Genomic DNA, 21,745 nt, shown 5'->3' with positions numbered 1-21,745 from the left:
TTAATATGATCGCATTATTTGAAAATATTCATGTCGCGCTACCAGAGATGGTTATATTAGCCACAGCGGGCCTTGCATTGCTTGCTGACTTATTCTTTCGAGATAAAGTTCGTTCTGTAGCGTTTATTATTTCCTGCATTGGCTTAATTGCTGCTGCAGGAGTTAGTTTCCTCTATATAGGGGCCAATAAAGTACTTACCTTAAATTCAATGTTTATTAGTGATGACGTTGCTCATTTAATGAAGTTCTTTATTTACCTTACTGTCTTATTGAGTTTTATCTATTCACGCGACTATATTGATGAACGGCAAATGCCTTCAGGAGATTATTATGTACTAGGGTTATTCTCAACTTTAGGAATGATGATCCTGGTTTCTGCTCACTCGCTTTTATCGATTTATCTTGGTTTAGAATTAATGTCTCTGCCACTTTATGCCATGACTGCAATTCGCCGTACTGATAGTGATGCCTCAGAGGCAGCAATGAAGTATTTTGTCATGGGAGCTATAGCCTCTGCTATGTTGCTCTACGGTATTTCATTGATTTATGGAGCGACAGGTAAGCTTGATTTGTTAGAAGTGGCAAACGCAATTTCTGCGAACTGGCAGCACCAAGAAGCTTTATTAGCCTTTGCTCTGGTTTTTATTTTAGCCGGTGTGTGTTTCAAACTTGCCGCAGTCCCATTCCATATGTGGGCTCCAGATGTTTATCAAGGTGCTCCAACATCAGTAACGCTATTTATTAGTGCTGCACCAAAGGTTGCTGCGTTAGGAATGGCATTCCGATTTTTAACCATTGGTTTTGTGGATATTACTGCACAATGGCAGCAAATTCTGCTGGTGGTTGCATTACTGTCTACAGGCTTGGGAAATCTATTCGCTGTGGTACAAACAAGTTTGAAACGTCTGCTGTCTTATTCAGCAATATCACATATTGGTTATGCTTTATTTGGTATTTTGGCGGCAAGCGCTGCAGGCTACTCAGCTGCACTATATTATATTTTAGTTTATTCAATTACTTCTGCAGCGGCTTTTGGCTTAATCGTTTTAATGTCTAGTCATGGGATGGAAATTGATAATGTTGATGATCTTAAAGGCTTAAATAAAAGAAATCCTTGGTTAGCTTTTATGATGTTGATTACGATGTTCTCAATGGCTGGTGTACCCCCAACAGTTGGTTTCATTACTAAGTTACTGGTATTAAAAGCTTTAGTTGATGTCCATATGACTTGGGTTGCAATCCTCGGCTTACTGTTTGCAGTAGTGGGTGCGTACTATTATATTCGTATAGTTAAGCTAATGTACTTTGATAAGCCAGTGCATAGTGAGCCCCTAATTATCAATAAAGGAAATGCCACAGTATTGTCTTTGAATTGCTTGTCTTTATTGTATCTGGGTATTTTTCCTGGAGCGTTAATTGTTAGCTGTATTAACGCATTTGTTAATTAATTCACAAACATTGTTAAAAGTACTTGCTAAGAGAGCCAATAAGCAGTATACTTCTTTTCAGTTGACGCGGGGTGGAGCAGCATGGTAGCTCGTCGGGCTCATAACCCGAAGGTCGTAGGTTCAAATCCTGCCCCCGCTACCACTTTTTAAGACCCCATTTATGGGGTTTTTTATTACCCTGGAAAAAAGTTTTAAAATCCTCTGTAGCAGTGTTCGCAGTCGATGCAACTGTTTTCTTAGGGATATTTTTAATTCGGGCTATTTTGCGAATCCAGGTTAATCTTTAACAGACTTGGGCGTATGCGCCCTTTTTTTTTGTTTGTTAATATTATGATTCAAGACGAACTCGAACAGCTATTAGCTCCTACTGTAAATGATATGGGTTATGAATTTTGGGGATGTGAATACCTTGCTCAAGGTAAACATTCTCTATTACGTATATACATAGATAAAGCAGAAGGGATTGGAATCGAAGACTGCCAAGATGTGAGCCACCAAGTAAGTGCCTTGCTCGATGTAGAGGATCCTATTCCTGGTAACTATAGTTTAGAAGTATCATCACCCGGTATACCCAGACCTTTGTTTAAGGGTTGGCAGTATCTTCGTTATATGGGGCAACCTGTCCAGGTGAAAACATTTAAACCAGTTAATAAGAAGCGTAAATTGCTAGGTACAATCGTTTCAGTGTCTGACAATTCAGTGGTACTGAATATCGATGGCGAAGAGCATGAATTACTTTTTTCAAATATTGTAAAGGCATATTTGACAGTATAGAGAGGCGAACAATGAGCAAAGAATTGTTATTAGTTGCTGAGGCGTTATCAAACGAAAGAGGCGTAAGTAAAGACGTTATCATCCTTGCCATTCAGGCCGCATTGGAGTCTGCTACTCGAAAAATCTTTGGATTAGAAATCGGCGTTAGAATTAAGCTCGACCCACGTACTGGTGAATATGAAACTTTTAGATACTGGGATGTTGTTGAGCCTGATGATTTAGAGTTTCCCGAGTATCAGATTGCTTTAGCTGACGCGCAAACCCGTAATCCAGAAGTCACTGTGGGTGGACGTATCGAAGAAACAATTCCATCAATCGAGTTTGGCAGAATTGAAGCGCAAGCAGCACGCCAAGTCATTATGCAAAAAGTGAGAGAAGCTGAGCGCGAATTAGTTATAGACCAATTTAGAAGTAAATTAGGGCAATTGGTTTATGGTACGGTTAAAAAAGTAACTCGCGATAATGTAATTATCGATTTAGGTGGTAAGGCAGAAGCATTTCTACCACGTGCTGAAATGTTACCTCATGAAATGTTTCGTCCTAACGACAGAGTCCGTGCTTATTTATATGAAATTTCTCCTCAAGCTCGTGGACCACAATTGTACGTTAGCCGTACACGTAACGAAATGTTAATCGAATTATTCCGCATTGAGGTCCCAGAAATTGGCGAAAATGTTATTGAAGTCAAAGCGGCTGCTCGTGATGTAGGAAATAGAGCTAAAATCGCGGTTAAGACCAATGACGGACGTATTGATCCAATTGGTGCCTGTGTAGGTATGCGCGGTGCGCGTGTACAAGCCGTTTCCAGTGAGTTAGGTGGTGAACGTGTTGATATTATTCTTTGGGATGATAACCCTGCTCAGTTAGTGATTAATGCTATGGCTCCGGCGGATATCTCTTCAATTGTTGTTGATGAAGATACGCATGCTATGGACTTAGCCGTAGAGAAAGATCAATTATCGCAAGCAATTGGTAGAAATGGACAAAACGTACGTTTAGCAAGCCAGTTAACTGGTTGGACTTTAAACGTGATGACTGCTGACGAATTCGAAAATAAGAATTTGGAAGAGTCGAGTAAGATTGTAAAATTATTTACTTCCGCGCTGGAAATCGATGAAGAAATTGCTACATTACTAGTAGCACATGGTTTCTCATCTCTTGAAGAAGTTGCTTATGTACCTAAAGAAGAGCTCTTGGCTATTGAAGAGTTCGACGAAGAAATCGTTGAAGAGCTAAGAAATAGAGCAAATGATAATTTGCTAACTATGGCACTGTCTTCGGGTAAGGGATTAGCTGGTACTCCAGATGAATCTTTATTAAATATGGAAGGTATGTCTGAAGAGCTTGCTAACCGATTAGCAGAGCGAGGAATTACATCTATGGAAGATTTAGCAGAACAATCTGTAGATGAATTATTAGAAATTGAAGGGATGACGGAAGAAAAAGCTGGCGCTTTAATTATGAAAGCCAGAGAACCATGGTTTTTATAAAACCATTTATACCCAAGTATCTTGGGTATATACCTATGCCTTGCACTATTTGGCAAGGCATTAATAAACTAACGTGTTTCAGAACGCAGTTATGTTCATTCGTAATGAATACATCATAGGCTGCTGAAAGGGGATTAAAATATGGCGGATGTGACGGTTAAACAATTAGCTCAAGTCGTTGGTATTCCGGTTGAACGCTTATTGAACCAGTTACAGGAAGCAGGGTTATCTTTTACTGATGATCAACAGACTGTGAATGAGGAACAAAAGCGTATCTTACTTAATCATTTAAAGAGTAGTTCTGTGCGTGATACCAATGTTGCGCCAGAGCGTATTACTTTAAGACGTAAAAGTACGTCTCAAGTTACTGTTGGCCATGATACTCATAGTGGTAAAACAGTTCATGTCGAAGTTCGCAAGAAAAAGGTTTTTGTTAAGCGCAGCACTCTTGTTGATCAACCAGAAACTGAAGAGCCAATTGAAATAGCGGCCACAGATGAATCAGCTCCTAGCGAAACAATTACAGAGACTTCTATTGTTGAATCAATACCTGATGCGGTACACGCAGAGCCCGAAGGTCAAGAAGAAAGCCAGGCACATGCTGCTGTGGTCGAAGAGGTACCAACAGCTGAAGAGGGCGTTGCTGCTGAAGAGCCAGCACCGGTACTTGACGATGCGTCAGAAGCTCCTTCTGAGCTAGAGAAAATTGCGCAAGTTGCCATAAAAGAAGAAATCAAAGGTGATAAACCTGCTAAAAAGAAACATGCTGAACCTACAGCTACGGATTCTGAATCTTCTGATTACAAGAAAGCTAAGAAAAAGCCAAAATATCAAGGCTCTTTCGTGCGTAGTAGCGAAGATGATGATGATTCGCATCGTCGCGGCAGTGGGCGTAGCAAATTTAAAAAACGTAAAGGTTCTGAAAAGTCAGATAAATACCGTGAAGCAGAAGAAACCTTAACCCATGGGTTTGCTTTACCCACTGCACCAGTAGTACGCGAAGTATTAATTCCTGAGACTATTACTGTTGCCGAGCTGGCAAAACGTATGTCAGTTAAAGCGGCTGAAGTAATCAAAAGTATGATGTCTTTGGGGGCTATGGCAACAATTAACCAAGTTATTGACCAAGAAACAGCGGTCATCGTTGTTGAAGAAATGGGGCATAAGGCTCGGGTAATTAATGAAGATGCGATCGAAGTTGGCCTCGGTGAAGCCATCTCTAAAGGTAGCAATACAGAAGGTCGAGCTCCCGTAGTAACGATTATGGGGCACGTTGACCATGGTAAAACCTCGTTACTTGACTACATTCGTCGTACCAAAGTTGCCTCTGGCGAAGCCGGCGGGATTACTCAGCATATTGGTGCGTATCACGTAAGCACTCCAAAAGGTGACATTACTTTCTTAGATACCCCTGGTCACGCGGCATTTACTGCAATGCGTGCACGTGGTGCCCAAGTTACTGATATCGTTATTTTGATTGTTGCCGCTGATGATGGAGTTAAGCCACAAACTATTGAGGCAATCCAGCACGCTAAGGCTGCGAAAGTGCCGGTTATTGTAGCGGTTAATAAAATTGATAAAGCAGGAGCCGATCCAGACCGTGTTATGAATGAATTATCTATTCATGAAATAATTCCAGAGGCTTGGGGTGGCGAAACTATGTTTATCAATATCTCTGCTAAAGCAGGTACTGGTATAGATGAACTCCTCGATGCAATTCTACTGCAATCAGAAGTATTAGAATTAAGTGCCTTGACTGATGGCGCTGCGAAAGGTGTGGTTATTGAGTCTCGTTTAGATAAGGGACGTGGCCCAGTTGCTACCGTACTAGTTCAAAGTGGAACTTTGCATAAAGGTGATATCATTCTCGCAGGCTTCCAGTATGGGCGTGTTCGTGCATTAGTAGGTGATAATGGCGATATGGTTAACAGTGCGGGGCCTTCGATTCCTGTAGAAGTTTTAGGTTTATCAGCAATTCCTCACGCAGGGGATGAGGCTGTGGTGGTTCCTGATGAGAAGAAAGCGCGTGAAGTGGCTTTATTCCGCCAAGGGAAGTTCCGCGATGTGAAATTAGCACGACGCCAAAAGTCTACTTTAGAAGGCATCATGGAAAACATGACTGCTGCTGAGTCTAAAGTGTTAAATATTGTACTTAAGGCGGACGTACAAGGTTCTGTGGAAGCTATTTCTGATGCCTTGGTTAAATTATCGAACGATGAAGTTAAAGTGGCGGTCATTTCGAGTGGTGTAGGTGGAATTACTGAATCGGATGTTCACTTGGCAATCGCTTCAAGTGCCTTATTGATTGGCTTTAACGTACGTGCTGATGCTACAGCGAAGCGTTTAGCGGAACAAGAGTCTATATCTCTCCACTATTACAGTGTTATTTACGACATTGTGGACCAAATTAAAGGTGCGTTAACAGGAATGTTAGCTCCCCAATTCAAAGAAGAGATTATTGGTACTGCTGAAGTGCGCGACGTGTTCAAGTCACCAAAAATTGGTGCTATTGCAGGTTGTATGGTTATTGAAGGCGTAATTAAACGTAATAATCCAATTCGGGTACTCCGCGCGAACGTCGTGATTTACGAAGGAACTTTGGAGTCCTTAAGACGCTTTAAAGACGACGTATTAGAGGTTCGTCAAGGTTTTGAGTGCGGTATTGGTGTTAAGAACTACAATGACGTGAAACCTGGTGACTTAATTGAAGTATATGAAACTGTTGAAATAAAGCGTGATTTATAATTATGGCTCAAAATTTTAAACGTACAGATCGGGTTGCTGAAATGATTCAGCGTAAATTAGCTCAGATCATTCCTTTAGAGGTAAAAGATCCACGCTTAAATGGTATTGTGACTATTTCTGCCGTAAAGGTTGCTGCAGATTTAGCTCACGCTAAAGTTTATTTCACTGTGTTGAATAATGACAAAAAGCTGGTTGAGACTATTCTCAACGCAGCTGCAAGTTATTTGCGTAGTGCTTTGGCGCGTAGTATTACCTTACGGACGGTACCTCAGTTACATTTTGTTTATGATGAATCAATTGAATATGGACAACGCCTAAGTCGTCTAATTGATGAAGTAAACCCTTCTTCCACTGATGATAATGAAGAAAACTGAGTTGACCCCGGTAATCAATGGAATTTTATTACTTAATAAATCAGGAGGGATGACTTCCAATAAGGCCTTGCAAAAAGCTAAGCATTTATTGGGAGCCAAAAAAGCGGGACATACAGGTAGCTTAGATCCCTTAGCTACTGGCATGTTGCCATTATGCTTCGGAGAGGCAACCAAGGTTTGCCAATTTTTGCTTGATGCAGATAAATGTTATGAAACAACGGCAATGCTCGGAATTAAAACGGACACGTCTGATTCAACAGGACGCGTCATTGCATATACCGAGATGTGTCGTGTGTCGCAAGCACAGCTTACAACGGTATTAGCGCAATATAGAGGGCATATAAAACAGACTCCATCTATGTATTCTGCTTTAAAACACCAGGGCAGGCCCTTATACCGTTTCGCGCGAGAAGGTATCGAAGTGGAACGTAAACAGCGTGAGATTTTTATCAGTCATTTGCAGTTGGACGCATTTGATGGAGCACAATTTTCCTTAACTGTTAACTGCAGCAAGGGAACCTATATCCGTAATTTAGTAGAGGATATAGGTGATGCATTAGGGGTTGGTGCCCATGTAACACGGTTGCACCGCCTTTATACATCAGGCCTCAATGAGATGCCGATGTATACATTAGAGGAATTGGAGCAGATGTCTTTAGACGAACGCAAAGCTTGTCTTATTCCTCTCGATAAAGCAGTAGATTATTTAAAGCAGGTAGTACTTTCAGACAATGACATTTTAGCCATCCGGCAAGGTCGGATTGTTAGTAAGCAATTAGATGTAGATGGGGTAAATTGTGTTCGTCTTTATGATGAGCAATCACAATTTATTGGTTTAGGTGAGTTAAATGCTGAAGGTGAGTTGAGAGCGAAGAGATTGTTGGCTTTTTAGTTTGATTGCAAAAATCCATACCTAATTATGGTTTTTTTTGCACAAAATAATTTACAACACTTGTTTCGTTTGGTATGCCTTGGTAGAATGTTCGCCTTTGAATGAATATTGTAGTTCCAGGAGTGTATAATGTCGCTAAACAGCGCGGATAAAGCAGCAATCGTTAATGAATTTAAGCGTGCCGATAAAGATACAGGCTCGCCAGAGGTTCAAGTTTCTTTAATTACAAGTCGTATCAAGTATTTGACTGGACATTTTAAAGAACACAAAAAAGATTTTCATTCTCGTCGTGGGTTACAAGCATTAGTTAACAAACGTCGTAAATTATTGAAGTATCTTAAAAGTAATGATCAAGGTCGTTACCAAACATTGATTCAAAAATTAGAGTTAAGAGATTCTTATTGATTATGGAATTGAAGCACCTGAGTAGAGGTGTGTTTAACCAAAACAGTTAGTAATTAAAGGCGCACACTTCTGCGCCTTTTTTTCGTTATAAACATTAAAGAGGAATAGACCGTGGCTAAAATTAGAAAAGAGATGGCATTTGGTGACCATACCCTAGTTCTTGAAACCGGTGAAATTGCACGACAAGCTGATGGTGCTGTATTAGTAAGCATGAATGGTACTCAAGTATTAGTTACTGCGGTTGGTAAAAAAGAGGGTGGTGAAGGAAATAGTTTTTTTCCTCTTACGGTTAATTATCAAGAAAAATTCTATGCCGTAGGAAAAATTCCTGGGGGCTTTAATAAGCGTGAAGGCAGACCAAGCGACAATGAAACGTTAACTTCACGTCTAATTGACAGACCTATTCGCCCACTATTCCCAGATGCATTTACCAATGAAGTGCAAATAATTGCGACGGTTCTGTCATTAAACCCAGAAGTTTCTTCAGATATTCTTGCCATGATTGGTGCTTCAGCTGCCTTGGCTATTTCTGGTGTGCCTTTTGATGGCCCTATTGGTGCTGCTCGTGTTGGTTATAAAGACGGGGTTTACCTACTTAACCCTAGTCGTAAAGCCCTAGAGGAATCGCAATTAGATTTAGTCGTTGCGGGAACTAAAGATGCTATTTTAATGGTAGAGTCTGAAGCAAAAGAATTGAGCGAAGACGTCATGCGTGGTGCGATTATGTTTGGCCATGAAATGATGAAAGGCGTGATTAAAGCGATTGAAGAGCTTGCTCAAGAGGCTGGAAAGCCGCGTTGGAATTGGACTGCTCCAGAAGTCGATACTAATTTACAGGCTCGAGTTACTGATATCGCGAAAAACGAAGTTGAAGCTGCTTACCTGATTAAAGACAAGCAAGCACGTTATGCACGCTTAGATGAATTAAAAGAACAAACCATCAATGCCCTTGTAGCTGAAAATGAAGAATTAAGCGCCGATGTTATCGGCAATATGTTTGGTGATTTAGAGCGTGCTACAGTACGTAATCGTATTCTTGATGGTGAGCCACGTATTGATGGTCGTGACCAGAAGACTGTACGTCCTATTTCCATTCGTACTAAATTCTTGGATAGAACACATGGCTCCGCGTTATTTACTCGTGGTGAAACCCAGGCAATTGTAGTCGCAACCTTAGGTAATGATCGTGATGCGCAAATGCTTGACGGTATTAATGTCGAGTCTAAAGATCGCTTCATGCTGCACTATAACTTCCCTCCGTACTCTGTTGGTGAAACGGGTATGGTTGGTAGCCCAAAGCGTCGCGAAATTGGCCATGGCCGTTTAGCAAAACGTGCTTTAATGGCAGTTCTTCCTGCTGCAAATGAATTCCCTTATGTTTTACGTGTGGTTTCTGAAATCACTGAGTCTAACGGTTCAAGTTCAATGGCTACTGTTTGTGGAACCAGTTTAGCTCTGATGGACGCAGGGGTTCCTTTAAAAGCGCCAGTTGCTGGTGTCGCAATGGGCTTAATTAAAGATGGTGAGCGTTTTGCTGTATTAACTGATATTTTAGGTGACGAAGACCACTTAGGTGATATGGATTTCAAAGTTGCCGGTACAGAGCAAGGTATTACAGCATTACAAATGGATATCAAAATTACCGGTATCACCAATGACATTATGGAACAAGCACTGGAGCAAGCATTAGCTGGTCGTATCCATATTTTAGGGATAATGAATAATGCCCTAGCAGAACATCGCGAAGAGCTATCTCAACATGCACCACGAATTACAACTATGAAAGTTGCTGAAGATAAAATTCGTACCATTATTGGTAAAGGTGGCGCAACAATCAAAGGGTTAATTGATAGCACTGGTGTTTCTATTGATATCGATGATACTGGTTTAGTGCAATTATTCTCTCCTGACATGGACGCTTTAGAAGAAGCGCAAAAGCAAATTAAAGCGTTAATTGCTGAAATTGAAGTTGGTGCGACCTATCACGGTAAAGTAAGCAAGATCGTTGATTTTGGTGCTTTCATTAACTTATTACCAGGTAAAGATGGCTTATTGCACATTTCTCAAATCTGCGCTGATAGAGCACAGAAGGTAGAGGATGTTCTGCAAGAAGGTCAAGAAATTTCTGTATTTGTTGCTGGAATTGATAAGCAAGGTCGTGTGAAGCTTGAGTGGAAAGACAAGCCACAAGCTCCTGAAGCCACTGCTGCTGCTCCTGCTGCTGCAGAGGAAAATGCTGAAGTTGCTAATCTTGCCGCTGATGAGTCTGAAGAAGAATAATATTTTCTTTACATCAAGTAATTCGAAACCCGTATTGACGAATTCGTAATACGGGTTTTTTTATGGCTCAAAATGAGCTAATTATTTAGATTTTTGGTAAATCACATCGAACCATCATCAATTCCGAGCACATCGAAGCAACCAGGGGCTTTGTACAGCGAACTCCTGGGTGGCTTCGTCACCACGTTCATCGTAATGACGAAATTTAAATAGATGCTGAAGTATATTAAATGAGCCTAACAAGGAGGGGATGTCTCTGATCTTAATTCGTCTTATGAATTAGTCTTAAAAACTCAGCACGACTAGTAGCGCTAGTACGCATGTCTCCAAGCATCACTGAGGTGCTCATCACCGAGTTTTGCTTTTCAACACCGCGCATCATCATGCACAAGTGTTTCGCTTCAACAACAACAGCCACACCACGTGCTCCGGTAATTGACTCAATGCAATGGGCTATTTCTGAGGTAAGGCGCTCTTGAATTTGCAGACGGCGCGCAAAAAAATCAACGACACGCGCAATTTTTGATAGACCAATTACTTTTCCATTGGGAATGTAGCCGACGTGGCACTTGCCTAAAAATGGCAATAGATGATGCTCACACATTGAATACATTTCAACATCTTTAACGATAACCATTTCACTCATTTCTGAGTCAAACAGTGCACCATTGATAATTTCATCAAGATCTTCACGGTAACCTTTAGTTAAATAACGCATCGCATTTGCAGCGCGTTCCGGTGTATCTACCAATCCTTCGCGAGTTATATCCTCTCCTAGTTCCGTTAGTAGCTGCTCATAAAGTTCTTTCATAATAAAAAATTCCTAACCTGGAGGCCAAGTCATGCTACGGCCACCTAGTAAATGTAAATGAATATGGAAAACCGTCTGCCCGCCATGGGGATTAACATTAAAAACTAATCGATAACCTGAATCACTGAATCCCTCAGCTTGAGCAAGTTGTTTTGCTCTTAAAATCATTTTCCCCAATAGGGCTTGGTTTTCATCAGTAGCATCATTAATTGTCGCAATATGCTGCTTCGGTATAATTAACACATGAGTTGGTGCTTGTGGGTGCAGATCACGAAAAGCCATCAGCTCTTCATCTTCATAAACTACTGTAGCAGGAATCGCACCTCCGGCAATTTTGCAAAACAGGCAATCCATAAGCAATCCTAATAATTAATTGAAAATGCTATTATACATTTCTCACATATATTCTGACAGCTTCTCTTTGCCTTTTGATGCGATTTTTCGCATAATAGCCGTCTTTATTTCGATAGAAATTTTGTACTTCTAAGCCATACTCATAGAAATCGATGGCGAGTAACTATATTAATTCCAATAGGGGACATAAATGGGTTTAAAGAAAGTTAGTAGTGGGCGTGATATCCCAAATGAAATTAACGTGATTATTGAAATTCCCATGAACAGTGGACCAGTAAAATATGAGGTTAATAAAGACTCTGGCGTATTATTTGTTGACCGTTTTTTATCAACGCCAATGTTTTATCCTGCTAACTATGGCTATATTCCTAACACCCTATCCGAAGATGGTGACCCAGTAGATGTATTGGTTATTACTCCCGTGCCCTTAATTAACGGTTCTGTTATTCCTTGTCGTGTTGTGGGGGTATTGAAAATGACTGATGAATCCGGTGTTGATGCCAAGTTATTAGCGGTTCCAATTAATAAGCTAACTAAAATTTATGAAGCAGTAGAAACATATAAAGACTTGCCTGAATATTTATTAAATTCAATCAAACACTTTTTTGAACATTATAAAGACTTAGAAGCAGGTAAGTGGGTTAAAGTTGATGGTTGGGAAGGCCCGGAAGCTGCTTTGGCAGAAATTGTTGCCAGTATTGATCGTTTTGCAGGTTAATCCTTATTTGTAGCCTGTGTTAGCGCAGAATATAGGGGAACTGAGCTTGAAGATACTACGGCCCGTATTACAACCATGCGAATACGGGCTACAGGCCTCTTCCACTAGCAAATCATACCTCCTTATCTCGCTTTCTGTGACTCCATATGATACCTTATTTTCTTGCATGCAACGCTTAAAGGATATTTGGTGGCCCTCCATCTTTCTACATTATTTGCCATAGTAGTTTTTTTAATTGTTCTAGCTGCTTTTTTTTCTGCCACAGAAATTGGCATGATGTCTCTAAATCGTTACAAGCTGAAACATTTGGTCAAAAAGAATGACATGCAAGCAATACGGGTTAATAAAATTCTCGCGCGTCCTGATTTGCTGCTGAGCGTGGTTTTAATTGGCAATACCGTAGCTAATATTGTAGCTTCTATGATTGCAACATTAATTGGTCAACGCTTATACGGTGATTTAGGAGTGGCCATTGCAACAGCACTGTTAACTCTAGTCATTATGGTATTTGCGGAAATGATTCCCAAAACCTTCGCCGCTATTTATCCTCAGCAAGTTGCGTTTGCGACCTCTTTACCATTAAAGATAATACAAAAGCTCTTTTCTCCATTAGTGTGGACCTGTAGTTTTATGTCGAACAGCATTTTACGTTTATTTCATGTTTCCATTGATCGAGTGCAAAAAGAAGCATTAACCGGCGAAGAGCTACGTTCGGTAGTGCATGAGGCAGGCGGTTTATTGCCCGTCGAACATAAAAGTATGTTGATAAGTTTGTTGGATTTGGAAACGGCGACTGTTGAAGACATCATGATTCCTAAAGCTGAAATTGTAGGAATTGATTTAGAGCAGCCATGGACTCAATTGTTAGAACAATTAGAAACCGCGCAACACACCCGCCTACCATTATATCGTGACACTATTGATAATCTAGAAGGTATGATTCACGTACGCGATGTTTTAAATTTGGCCTTAGAGGATAAACTAAATTTAAATAGCTTATTGAGTAGCGCTGATACCCCTTATTTTATTCCCGAAGCCACACCACTGAATGTCCAGATTCTTAATTTTAGAAAAATGAAACGACGAAGTTCATTTGTGGTCGATGAATACGGAAACATTTTAGGTCTGGTTACCATGGAGGATATTCTTGAAGAAATAGTGGGGGAGTTTACTACGGACATCGCTGCTTTAAGCCGTGATATTATGCCGCAAAGTGACAATTCAGTAATTATTGATGCCAGTTTAACTCTACGCCATTTAAATCGTTTAATGGGCTGGCAACTGCCAATGATTGGGCCTAAAACATTAAGCGGTCTAATTGTCGAACACCTAGGTTATATTCCGCCAGCTGAATCATGTTTAACTATTGATAACTACCGTATTGAAATTTTAAAGGTTAGTGATAACACCATTAAAAGCGTCAAAATGTTTAAACTGAGCAAGAAACGTAAATAATATGGCTTCGATACTCAGCAATTCTTGCTGTATCGGGGCTTGTCTTCGGTATCCAGGACAGAGTGAAAAGCAGCTCCGACAAACCGAAGTACGATGATGGCATAAGTTTGAGATAGAATGTACCTCCCTTATAAAATCATTATGATTTTTATTGTCCAATATGATATACTTTTTACCATGAAAAAATGGCTGAACTTCTTTCTCATATTTGTCATTTCCCTGACACCGATTATGGTCAGTAGTCAGCTTATATATGCACAGTCAGTTATTGCGGTGAGTAAAACGGAAATTAGCTCTTGTTCACAAAAAGCGCCACTTAATCAGAAAGGTCAGTGTCATGCGGGACAAACTATAGAAGCAAATTTGCTAGGATCATTGCTTTCATTATTAATGGCATTAATTTCTTTTATTTATCTTTTAACATGCTCTACTGGTGCTCCAACCAGTATTTATAAACCCCCGCGTCATTCTCCAGTGTTTATTTAGCTATTTATCAATCGAATTGATGTCAACATTTGGCAAAGTAATCTCTATTGGAGAAATTAATGAATTATTTAAAGATAGTCATCTTGATGTTCACCTTTATGTCTTGGTCGAACCAGCTATTAGCGGGCTCTCATATGCAAATGAGAGAGGAAAGTAATTATTTTCAATTTATGGTACCTAAACATCATACGGTACGCCAGGCTGGGCAAATATTAAATATCTATATACGTTACGCATATAAGCAGGACTTACCTATAACAGAGTATCCTGATTATCGTTTATTACGCTCTATTGCACTAAATTATATGGAGCCCTCGGTCGAATTACCTGAGAATGTATTTTGGGAAATTATTGCTCAGCAGATCGGCAAAGATTTAATGAGGCATTTCCCTCTGGTGGGTATTAGCGTGCAATTAGAAGTTTTAGACAATCAAAATCCAGATGCGTATGAACCTGGGGATCATGGACCAATCTATACGATAGGAAATATTAAGCCATTAGATAGGCATAGTTAATCAAAAGTAAAACAATTTAACCTGGTTGCTTGCAACCAGGTTTTCTTTAAATGGCAAGCCCATTAGATTGTAGTAGGCTATTTATCACCAGGTTCTTTAATAACACCAACCTCGGCAGTAAACATATAACCACCATTACGAATCGTTTTAATTAGGGCTGGCTTTTTAGCATCAATTTCGATTTTTTGTCTTAAACGGCTTATTTGTACATCAATTCGGCGATCGAAGGGATTCAAATCACTATTTTTCGTTGTTTGTAATAACTGTTCGCGATCGAGCACTTGCAAGGGTTGTTGTACAAAAGTAAGCAACAAATCGTACTCTCCTGCACTGAGAAGCAGTTCTTTATTAGTTTCAATATTAAAGACACGACGTGCAGCTGGATCGAGGCGCCAATTATCAAAGGTGAGTAACTCTTTATCCGAGTCCGATTGTTGTTGAATCCGCGACACTCGCCGGCTAATTGCACTAACACGGGCATGTAATTCACGTGGATAAATAGGTTTAATGATAAAATCATCAGCTCCAGCTTCCAGTACTTTAATACAGGCATCTTCATCTGGTTGATCATGAATAACTAATAATGGGACAGGGTAGTTTGTATAAAACTGATGTACCATTGATAGCTGGTTTTTTAAAATAGACCAGTGAATTAAAATAGCAACAGGGACCCCTTGCTCAATAGGAATTGAATGTAAATTCTGCTGTTCTACTATTGCGATATTGAATTGAGCAAAGTAACTTTTAATCTCTTCACTTACAGGGCTCTGATCAATAAACAGCAAATAGCTGGATTTCGGCATTTGTTTGTTTCCTGGCTTTTAATACGGCAATCAATTAGATTTTGGCAAGATTACTGTCGACTTGCAATTATTTTCGATGCTATTGTAAGTATAAGAAAGCGAAATTCAGCAAGGAGGCTGTTTGAGGAGGCTGGGTGGCTCAAAAACTAAATTGGGAAATTACGGATGCGGATCGGACTAAAGCACAGATTAAATATGAGTTAAGCCATTTAAAATGTCGTTTACGTTCGTATCTAAATCATCCCAAGCATTTAACTTGCTATGCAGATAATATTGTTGATTTATGCCGTTCTATTGCAACAAACTATTTAGATTATTTGCGCTTGCTTCAAGAGGATTTGGTTTTTAATCCCGAACAATTATCCACCTACCCTTGCCGCTTAGAGCATTTTGAAGCCATTTTTAATTTGGAGCAGAGATTAGCTCAATCTAATTCTTTGGAAGAAAGGAAGGAATTAATACAGCAAATAGTCGCTCTTTATCAACAGGTGCTATCAATTCCATCTTTGCATTATTTGCAACAGATGGCAGAATACGCCACGCGACTCAAGCGATTATTCGCTAAACGACATTTGGAGCGCTGGCTTGTCGGAATTGCTAACTTTTGGAGCCATCATGAGGCAACAACTCTTGAATTGGCGATGTGGTTTCATGAGTGGAGTAGAGCGGAACAACAAGAGGCTCTGGATTTTTTTGCTCAAGAACAATTTGTTGATTTAGTAAATGCTATTTTTTTCTATAAATTATTTCCTGACAAATTATTCCCCTACAGCGTTCATCCTGAAAAGCTGATTTCTGTCCGTGCTCGTCTGGCTGTTTTACATTATGCAATAGAGCTAATTCAACAGCAGCTTCATACTGCCGCTCTACAAAATGGTTTAATACCAGAGGTTGATTATTTATTGCATGGCAATGAATTACCTCAGGGAATCATGATTGAGGTAAACGATAGTTTTAAATCCATGATCTGGGCTGCGGTGAAACAGTTGCGGATAACCATTTCACCACAGTATCAACAGCAACTCACGGTAGAACTGTTACGTGATTTGGGCAGAGCCTATAAGTTTTGGTTTAATCCTAATCGTTTAATTGATACAGCCATGGTTTTACGCCAAACTCTTTTTCCTGAAATGCATGAGCTCGATGCTTTTCAGTCGGAGATGAGCCTTTTGTTCGCGCAACTCTCGACGACCGAATGCTTGGATCTTTACGGGTATTTAGCGAACAATGACACACGTCATTTACTTCATAATTTTTTTATCGTGTTGGAGGGGGTTTTTTTTGATTGGCTGCCTCAGCTTCGTGAAGAAGAGAGCAGAGTGCTACAGGACGTTTTTGATACGTTATTGGCGGTGATGCAAGCCTTACGCGACGAGTTAAAAAATCGACATGTGCTTACCGAGGCATATCACTATAAATTAGCAAAGCATTACTCGCAAATTGGCCATCGCAATCGTGATGCCGTACTGCGAGTTATTGCAATTTATTCACGTAAAACACCCATAAACCATGATTCGGTAGAGCAATTGTTTCGTTTCGTAGAAGAAGATTAAAAAGCGAATCCTGCTTGCTTGCAATCAGGATTCCTTCAGGCATGGAAAAATACAGACAAGAAAATTAAAAGTCCCGCGATCACTGCTTAGCTTTTATGAGCTTCATGGCAAACGAATATACACTTTTCATGATGAACGCTCCCAGCTTTCGTTGCCTTCCTGATTTAGTTAAGGGGATGCCAATTTTTCGCGAAATTTTTGCTTTAAGAGCAGAAATACCAAGAAGCCGCTTCCATGAAAAGCCACCACGATTCATAAACTTATTCCTCCTATTGATCTTATTATAAATGTCCGTTTTCGGAGCAATCCAGTACCCGTACATAGTTCGAACATAGGGTCGTGTGGATTGCTTCACAGTATGCATGGGTGCGAGATTAAATTTTACTTAACATCATTCTCATGTAATGCAGGATCTGATGAAGGACTATTGAGATGCCAATTATAAACATAACTGTCGATAGTATTTGTATGTTTTAACTGGCTTTGTAATGGTTCTTTGGCAAATTGCAATAAATGGATGATCACATCTTGTTTGGTTCCACCAAAATCTTCTTCATACCAATCGTAGAGTTTTGAAATAATCAGCCTTCCTTCAATAACACTCACTCCTCTTAATGAGTTTACATAAGTAAGTGCTGCCTTATTTAATTGTTCTTCCAAATTGTACCCATGGTAGGCATCTTTATTTAAATTTGGTGCACCAATACTGCCATTGTTCAATGCGTAGTGTGTGCGCTGATCATTCCAAATGGGGCGAATAATACGGTTATTAATATCATCTAGGGAAAGCGTTGTCTTTTTGATCGTAATTAAATTAGCACCCCAAGGGCCTACGCTGAACAGGCCAGGAGAAATATTAATCTCCTGAACTGTCGAGATGGGATAATAATTAGCGATTGTCTGTACGGTAAGTGCATTATAGACATTAATCCAATAAGCTAATTGTTCTGCACGATTGTAATTATCGATATTAATTTGTGCCATATCGCGTAGATAATCTTTTAGCAAATTCATATCGGTCTGCGAGAAATGCTCATAATCAACCAAGTTGATATTTTCGGGACTAGTAATTATTCGACGATTTAAAAAGTCTTGCCACAGTTGGTGAGAAATAATTTCTTTAGATAAGGGATTATTCACCTCCCATTGTGGCCATAAGCTTTTATAAAAAGAAGCATGAGTTAGTCCTGTTACCAGCAATAATATCAGGACAAAAAATTGATTACGTATTATGGTTTTAAACATTAATTAGTGCTCTATTGCGAAGAGCATTTCCAATGGTATTACCATCTAAAAACTCCAATTCACCCCCTGACGGTATGCCATGGGCTAATTGAGTAATATGGACTGGCTGTTCTCGTAAGAGTTGATGAATAAAATGAATAGTGGTTTGTCCTTCCACACTAGGGCTTAAAGCCAGGATTACTTCTTTAATTCCTTCCTCAAGAATCAGATTCTTAAGTTTAGGTAATCCAATATCATCGGGGCCTAATCCATCGAGGGGAGATATTTTACCCATAAGGACAAAATACTTACCTTGGAATGAATTGCTCTGTTCAATTGCTGATACATCAGCTGGGCTTTCTACCACGCAAAGTAAAGAGGAATCCCTATTGGGATTTTGGCACAAGGTGCAAAGACTTTGCTCAGTATAATTCATACAGCGCTGACAATGCTTGATTTGTGACATTGCCTGCTCCAAACAAGAGGCGAGGTGTAAACCTCGCTGTCTTTGATGTTGAAGCAAGTGAAACACCATGCGCTGTGCTGATTTTGGTCCTACTCCGGGAAGGCAACGTAGTGCTTCGACCAGGCGATTTAACATATCCATTATTAGGATTATTCCTTTTCACCGCCCATTAAATCAGTTGGGATATTTAATCCTGCAGTTAATTGGCTGATTTTTTCTTTAGATGCTTTTTCAATTTTACGTACAGCATCGTTAATTGCTGCGGCAACTAAGTCTTCTAGCATTTCTGGATCTTCTTCCAACATGGTTGGTTTGATTTTAACCGCAACGGCATCATGTCGACCATTCATCTGAATTGTAACCATGCCACCACCCGCTTCGCCAGTAACGACTAATTGGCTTAATTGTTGTTGCGCTTCTTGCATACGTTGTTGCATTTTTTGCGCTTCTTTCATCAGGTTACTAAGATTTTGATTCATATCCATTATTAAAGCCTCTGTTGTTTAGGGTTGGGTACAAGTCTCAAGGAACTATAAAACACAGCCTGAGAAGTTAAACCTATTATATTATAAGTCATCTTTTAGTGGCACAATAGAATTTTTGACCAATTCTGCTGAAAAATCTTGTTGTAGCTGTTGGAACATCGGGTCATTTTGCAGCGCAAGTTCCGCATTTTGCTGTTTTTCCTGTGTCGCCTGCTCTTTTTGTTGAGCGGGTGATGATTGCACCGACTGATCACTATTTAGCGTAACTTTTATCGTTGTTTGATAATATTTAGCTAGTGCTGTTTCAACTCGTGCTAGTACGGTTGGGGTAAATAAAGATTGATGCCCACGAGCAACTCGTAAAACCAGATCTCGTCCTTCTCTAGACATTAGCTCCGAATTCTCTATGGCGGTAAGCGCTAAGCCAGTTAGTCTTAGTTGAGGGATAATGGCTGCCCAACTTTGCTGCTCTGGTGCCGCATGGCTTATAGCAGGTTGTTCGGGTATTGGCGTATTATGATTTATTTCCTCAAGGATTTCTGCTGCTACTGCAAGTGGGGTCGCAGAATTCACTGGATTTGGAGCTGTTTCTGGTACTGTCCTTGTCTCTGCTGGCACTGAAGTAAACTCGGGAGCTTGGATTGGGCTTATGGAGGGAATCGGTGCCGATACCTGAGACATCGGTATAGTTTCAGGGGTAGGGGCAATAACTGGCGTTACTTCTGCTATTTGAATTTGTGTTCGTGCAACAGAGTCCACTTTCGGAGCTGGTCTAAATGTTAGCATTCGCAATAAGGTCATATTAAACCCTATGGCCAAGGTCGGAGCTAAATGAATTTCTTCGCGGCCTTTTAAACTAATTTGATAAAATAACTGTACATCTTCAGCAGATAATAAATTACTTAAGTTTTTGATTTCAGCAGAAGGGCTGATTAAGGCATTATGATCACCAATTGCATGATAAACCGCCATTTGGTGTAAGTAATTGAGTAGCTCATCAAGGACATATTGAAAATGTCCTCCTTCATTAGCGATATTTTGGCTAAGGTTTAATATCTTGGCGGCATCTTGATTCGCAAGTGCTTGCAGGAGTTGTAAGGCATAATCCTGTTGGGTATAACCTAAGATCATTTTTACATCGGTTGCGGTTAATTGATTATCACAACTCGTTATGGCTTGATCTAACAAACTGAGGGCATCACGCATACTTCCGCGTGCCGCATGGGCTAAGATATTCAGCGCCTGGGATTCAAAATCTAATTGTTCATCGTGAAGAATCAATTGCAAATGTTGGCTAATTAGCTCTGGCGCCAAATGCTTCAGATTAAATTGCAAGCAACGGGATAAAACGGTAACTGGTAATTTTTGCGGATCCGTCGTAGCTAAAATAAACTTCACATGGGAGGGAGGCTCTTCCAATGTTTTTAGTAAAGCATTAAAGCTATGCTGTGACAGCATATGCACTTCATCAATTAGATAAATTTTAAAGCGGCCAGTGGCAGGTGCATATTGCACGTTATCTAATAACTCGCGCGTATCCTCTACACGTGTTTTGGACGCACCATCAATCTCAATGAGATCAATAAAGCGACCTTGCTCAATGGAAATGCAAGTATTACATTGTAGACAAGGTTCAGAACTGATTCCTGCTTCACAATTCAATGATTTAGCCAATATACGGGCTACACTTGTTTTTCCCACACCACGGGTACCGGTAAAAAGATAGGCATGATGTAGGCGTTGTTGATTCAGCGCATTAATAAGAGCCTTATTAATATGTTCTTGGCCAACAAGTTGTGAGAATGTTCGTGGTCGCCATTTACGGGCAAGTGCTAGATAGCTCATATATGGTTTTATAAGTTGGGTGGCAGCTCTAAGAGCCGCACCTCGGCGCTCGAATCAATTGCTACCGCTGCTCCCTTCCGGGCCTGACGGGGTTCACAATCTATCGCCGCGAAGGGACCAATAGAGCCACCATAGTTGAATAGCGAAGATTATCAAAAAAACGAGGGGATAGCCAGCTTTGTGTAAAAAAAATTATGCTAAAAGTTTCTCTTTCTGAAAATATGAAAAAACCTGGTCTATACTAAAAAGCTCCACGGCAATTATTAAAGATTATGACAATTAACCGTGAGGCCAAATAGACGTAATTCTATGAAGCAAACCCTTTTTACTGCATTAATGAGCGTTTAGCCATGAGATGCATTGTTTTGCCTATTCATTAATATATGTCATACATAAGGCCTAAAAATAGGAATACGCAAAAAATTCAAAAAAAATGAAAAAAGTGTTTGACATGGAAGTCGAAATCAGTAGAATACGCAGCACGCCTCGGGGCAAACGTTCATTAATAAGATAGAAGACAAACTGTGTGGGCACTTTGAAATAACTTGAGTGCTTGTGACTAGATAGAAGAAGTAAAGATACGTTAGTGAGAACTGACGACAGGAATTGAACTGAAGAGTTT

The 21,745-nt window shown here is 40.1% G+C and carries 19 protein-coding genes, 1 tRNA gene, 1 other RNA gene and 2 pseudogenes; 15 read left to right on the top strand and 8 right to left on the bottom strand.

Going from position 1 to position 21,745, the window contains the following annotated elements; translation table 11 throughout:
- Nucleotides 1–5: 5 nt before the first annotated feature.
- The 10 genes and pseudogenes from nuoN (at nt 6) to pnp (ending at nt 10,408) form a co-directional block, all read left to right on the top strand.
- Nucleotides 6–1,448, top strand: coding sequence for an NADH-quinone oxidoreductase subunit NuoN (nuoN, locus tag ACD661_RS07585; RefSeq protein ID WP_400187265.1), 1,443 nt, complete (start codon nt 6–8; stop codon nt 1,446–1,448).
- A gap of 65 nt (nt 1,449–1,513) precedes the next feature.
- Nucleotides 1,514–1,590, top strand: a tRNA-Met gene (locus ACD661_RS07580).
- Nucleotides 1,591–1,778: 188 nt separating this feature from the next.
- Nucleotides 1,779–2,222 (top strand): ribosome maturation factor RimP, encoded by a 444-nt coding sequence (rimP, locus tag ACD661_RS07575; protein ID WP_400187264.1) that lies wholly within the window; start codon nt 1,779–1,781, stop codon nt 2,220–2,222.
- 11 nt (nt 2,223–2,233) lie between these two features.
- Nucleotides 2,234–3,712: a transcription termination factor NusA gene (gene nusA, locus ACD661_RS07570; protein ID WP_400187263.1), complete on the top strand. Its 1,479-nt coding sequence runs from the start codon at nt 2,234–2,236 to the stop codon at nt 3,710–3,712.
- A 141-nt stretch (nt 3,713–3,853) separates the two neighbouring features.
- Nucleotides 3,854–4,193: pseudogene (locus ACD661_RS07565) on the top strand (translation initiation factor IF-2 associated domain-containing protein); the annotation flags it as partial.
- 233 nt (nt 4,194–4,426) lie between these two features.
- Nucleotides 4,427–6,457: pseudogene (infB, locus tag ACD661_RS07560) on the top strand (translation initiation factor IF-2); the annotation flags it as partial.
- Between the two features lie 2 nt (nt 6,458–6,459).
- Nucleotides 6,460–6,831, top strand: coding sequence for a 30S ribosome-binding factor RbfA (rbfA, locus tag ACD661_RS07555; protein WP_400187262.1), 372 nt, complete (start codon nt 6,460–6,462; stop codon nt 6,829–6,831).
- Nucleotides 6,818–7,723 (top strand): tRNA pseudouridine(55) synthase TruB, encoded by a 906-nt coding sequence (gene truB / locus ACD661_RS07550; protein ID WP_400187261.1) that lies wholly within the window; start codon nt 6,818–6,820, stop codon nt 7,721–7,723. Before rbfA ends, truB begins: the two co-directional genes overlap by 14 nt.
- A 129-nt stretch (nt 7,724–7,852) precedes the next feature.
- Nucleotides 7,853–8,128 carry a 30S ribosomal protein S15 gene (gene rpsO, locus ACD661_RS07545; protein ID WP_400187260.1) on the top strand — a complete coding sequence of 92 codons (276 nt, stop codon included), beginning with the start codon at nt 7,853–7,855 and terminating at the stop codon, nt 8,126–8,128.
- A gap of 111 nt (nt 8,129–8,239) precedes the next feature.
- Nucleotides 8,240–10,408, top strand: coding sequence for a polyribonucleotide nucleotidyltransferase (pnp, locus tag ACD661_RS07540; RefSeq protein WP_472975193.1), 2,169 nt, complete (start codon nt 8,240–8,242; stop codon nt 10,406–10,408).
- A 262-nt stretch (nt 10,409–10,670) separates the two neighbouring features.
- Here pnp and folE read toward each other — a convergent pair whose 3' ends face one another.
- Both folE and ACD661_RS07530 read right to left on the bottom strand, forming a co-directional pair.
- Complete coding sequence (gene folE / locus ACD661_RS07535; RefSeq protein ID WP_400187259.1) at nt 10,671–11,219, bottom strand: GTP cyclohydrolase I FolE; 549 nt, start codon at nt 11,217–11,219, stop codon at nt 10,671–10,673.
- A 12-nt stretch (nt 11,220–11,231) separates the two neighbouring features.
- Nucleotides 11,232–11,573, bottom strand: coding sequence for a histidine triad nucleotide-binding protein (locus tag ACD661_RS07530; protein WP_400187258.1), 342 nt, complete (start codon nt 11,571–11,573; stop codon nt 11,232–11,234).
- A 190-nt stretch (nt 11,574–11,763) separates the two neighbouring features.
- On the opposite strand from ACD661_RS07530, the gene ppa reads away from it, so the two are divergent.
- From ppa to ACD661_RS07510, 4 genes are all read left to right on the top strand, one after another.
- Nucleotides 11,764–12,291 carry an inorganic diphosphatase gene (gene ppa / locus ACD661_RS07525; RefSeq protein ID WP_400187257.1) on the top strand — a complete coding sequence of 176 codons (528 nt, stop codon included), beginning with the start codon at nt 11,764–11,766 and terminating at the stop codon, nt 12,289–12,291.
- A gap of 189 nt (nt 12,292–12,480) precedes the next feature.
- Nucleotides 12,481–13,746 (top strand): HlyC/CorC family transporter, encoded by a 1,266-nt coding sequence (locus ACD661_RS07520; protein WP_400187256.1) that lies wholly within the window; start codon nt 12,481–12,483, stop codon nt 13,744–13,746.
- A 177-nt stretch (nt 13,747–13,923) separates the two neighbouring features.
- Complete coding sequence (locus ACD661_RS07515) at nt 13,924–14,232, top strand: hypothetical protein (RefSeq protein ID WP_400187255.1); 309 nt, start codon at nt 13,924–13,926, stop codon at nt 14,230–14,232.
- Between the two features lie 59 nt (nt 14,233–14,291).
- Nucleotides 14,292–14,747: a hypothetical protein gene (locus tag ACD661_RS07510; protein ID WP_400187254.1), complete on the top strand. Its 456-nt coding sequence runs from the start codon at nt 14,292–14,294 to the stop codon at nt 14,745–14,747.
- Between the two features lie 77 nt (nt 14,748–14,824).
- On the opposite strand, the gene ACD661_RS07505 is transcribed toward ACD661_RS07510, so the two are convergent.
- Nucleotides 14,825–15,550, bottom strand: coding sequence for a winged helix-turn-helix domain-containing protein (locus tag ACD661_RS07505; RefSeq protein WP_400187253.1), 726 nt, complete (start codon nt 15,548–15,550; stop codon nt 14,825–14,827).
- A gap of 134 nt (nt 15,551–15,684) precedes the next feature.
- On the opposite strand from ACD661_RS07505, the gene ACD661_RS07500 reads away from it, so the two are divergent.
- A complete protein-coding gene (locus ACD661_RS07500) occupies nt 15,685–17,103 on the top strand; it encodes a hypothetical protein (protein ID WP_400187252.1) in 1,419 nt (472 codons plus the stop codon).
- 381 nt (nt 17,104–17,484) lie between these two features.
- Here ACD661_RS07500 and ACD661_RS07495 read toward each other — a convergent pair whose 3' ends face one another.
- The 5 genes from ACD661_RS07495 to ffs all read right to left on the bottom strand — a co-directional run bounded on the left by ACD661_RS07495 (nt 17,485) and on the right by ffs (nt 21,246).
- Nucleotides 17,485–18,348: a DUF547 domain-containing protein gene (locus ACD661_RS07495; protein WP_400187251.1), complete on the bottom strand. Its 864-nt coding sequence runs from the start codon at nt 18,346–18,348 to the stop codon at nt 17,485–17,487.
- A complete protein-coding gene (recR, locus tag ACD661_RS07490; RefSeq protein ID WP_252579762.1) occupies nt 18,341–18,934 on the bottom strand; it encodes a recombination mediator RecR in 594 nt (197 codons plus the stop codon). The genes ACD661_RS07495 and recR overlap by 8 nt, the downstream gene beginning before the upstream one ends.
- 8 nt (nt 18,935–18,942) lie before the next feature.
- Nucleotides 18,943–19,278: a YbaB/EbfC family nucleoid-associated protein gene (locus tag ACD661_RS07485; RefSeq protein ID WP_400187250.1), complete on the bottom strand. Its 336-nt coding sequence runs from the start codon at nt 19,276–19,278 to the stop codon at nt 18,943–18,945.
- Nucleotides 19,279–19,359: 81 nt separating this feature from the next.
- Entirely contained in the window at nt 19,360–21,123 is a 1,764-nt protein-coding gene (dnaX, locus tag ACD661_RS07480) for a DNA polymerase III subunit gamma/tau (RefSeq protein WP_400187249.1), read from the bottom strand.
- A gap of 26 nt (nt 21,124–21,149) precedes the next feature.
- Nucleotides 21,150–21,246: signal recognition particle sRNA small type (gene ffs, locus ACD661_RS07475), an RNA gene on the bottom strand.
- Nucleotides 21,247–21,745: the final 499 nt, after the last annotated feature.

The organism is Legionella lytica, assembly GCF_044626755.1.
GTDB lineage: Bacteria > Pseudomonadota > Gammaproteobacteria > Legionellales > Legionellaceae > Legionella > Legionella lytica_A.
The sequence above is the reverse complement of the archived record's forward strand: the minus strand, read 5'-3'. Positions and strand labels throughout refer to the sequence as shown.

Bases quoted from the DNA above. Each gene is read 5' to 3' on its own strand.
- nuoN (WP_400187265.1), top strand. From the start codon at position 6: ATGATCGCATTATTTGAAAATATTCATGTCGCGCTACCAGAGATGGTT.
- rimP (WP_400187264.1), top strand. From the start codon at position 1,779: ATGATTCAAGACGAACTCGAACAGCTATTAGCTCCTACTGTAAATGAT.
- nusA (WP_400187263.1), top strand. From the start codon at position 2,234: ATGAGCAAAGAATTGTTATTAGTTGCTGAGGCGTTATCAAACGAAAGA.
- rbfA (WP_400187262.1), top strand. From the start codon at position 6,460: ATGGCTCAAAATTTTAAACGTACAGATCGGGTTGCTGAAATGATTCAG.
- truB (WP_400187261.1), top strand. From the start codon at position 6,818: ATGAAGAAAACTGAGTTGACCCCGGTAATCAATGGAATTTTATTACTT.
- rpsO (WP_400187260.1), top strand. From the start codon at position 7,853: ATGTCGCTAAACAGCGCGGATAAAGCAGCAATCGTTAATGAATTTAAG.
- folE (WP_400187259.1), bottom strand. From the start codon at position 11,219: ATGAAAGAACTTTATGAGCAGCTACTAACGGAACTAGGAGAGGATATA.
- ACD661_RS07530 (WP_400187258.1), bottom strand. From the start codon at position 11,573: ATGGATTGCCTGTTTTGCAAAATTGCCGGAGGTGCGATTCCTGCTACA.
- ppa (WP_400187257.1), top strand. From the start codon at position 11,764: ATGGGTTTAAAGAAAGTTAGTAGTGGGCGTGATATCCCAAATGAAATT.
- ACD661_RS07515 (WP_400187255.1), top strand. From the start codon at position 13,924: ATGAAAAAATGGCTGAACTTCTTTCTCATATTTGTCATTTCCCTGACA.
- ACD661_RS07510 (WP_400187254.1), top strand. From the start codon at position 14,292: ATGAATTATTTAAAGATAGTCATCTTGATGTTCACCTTTATGTCTTGG.
- ACD661_RS07505 (WP_400187253.1), bottom strand. From the start codon at position 15,550: ATGCCGAAATCCAGCTATTTGCTGTTTATTGATCAGAGCCCTGTAAGT.
- ACD661_RS07495 (WP_400187251.1), bottom strand. From the start codon at position 18,348: ATGTTTAAAACCATAATACGTAATCAATTTTTTGTCCTGATATTATTG.
- recR (WP_252579762.1), bottom strand. From the start codon at position 18,934: ATGGATATGTTAAATCGCCTGGTCGAAGCACTACGTTGCCTTCCCGGA.
- ACD661_RS07485 (WP_400187250.1), bottom strand. From the start codon at position 19,278: ATGGATATGAATCAAAATCTTAGTAACCTGATGAAAGAAGCGCAAAAA.
- dnaX (WP_400187249.1), bottom strand. From the start codon at position 21,123: ATGAGCTATCTAGCACTTGCCCGTAAATGGCGACCACGAACATTCTCA.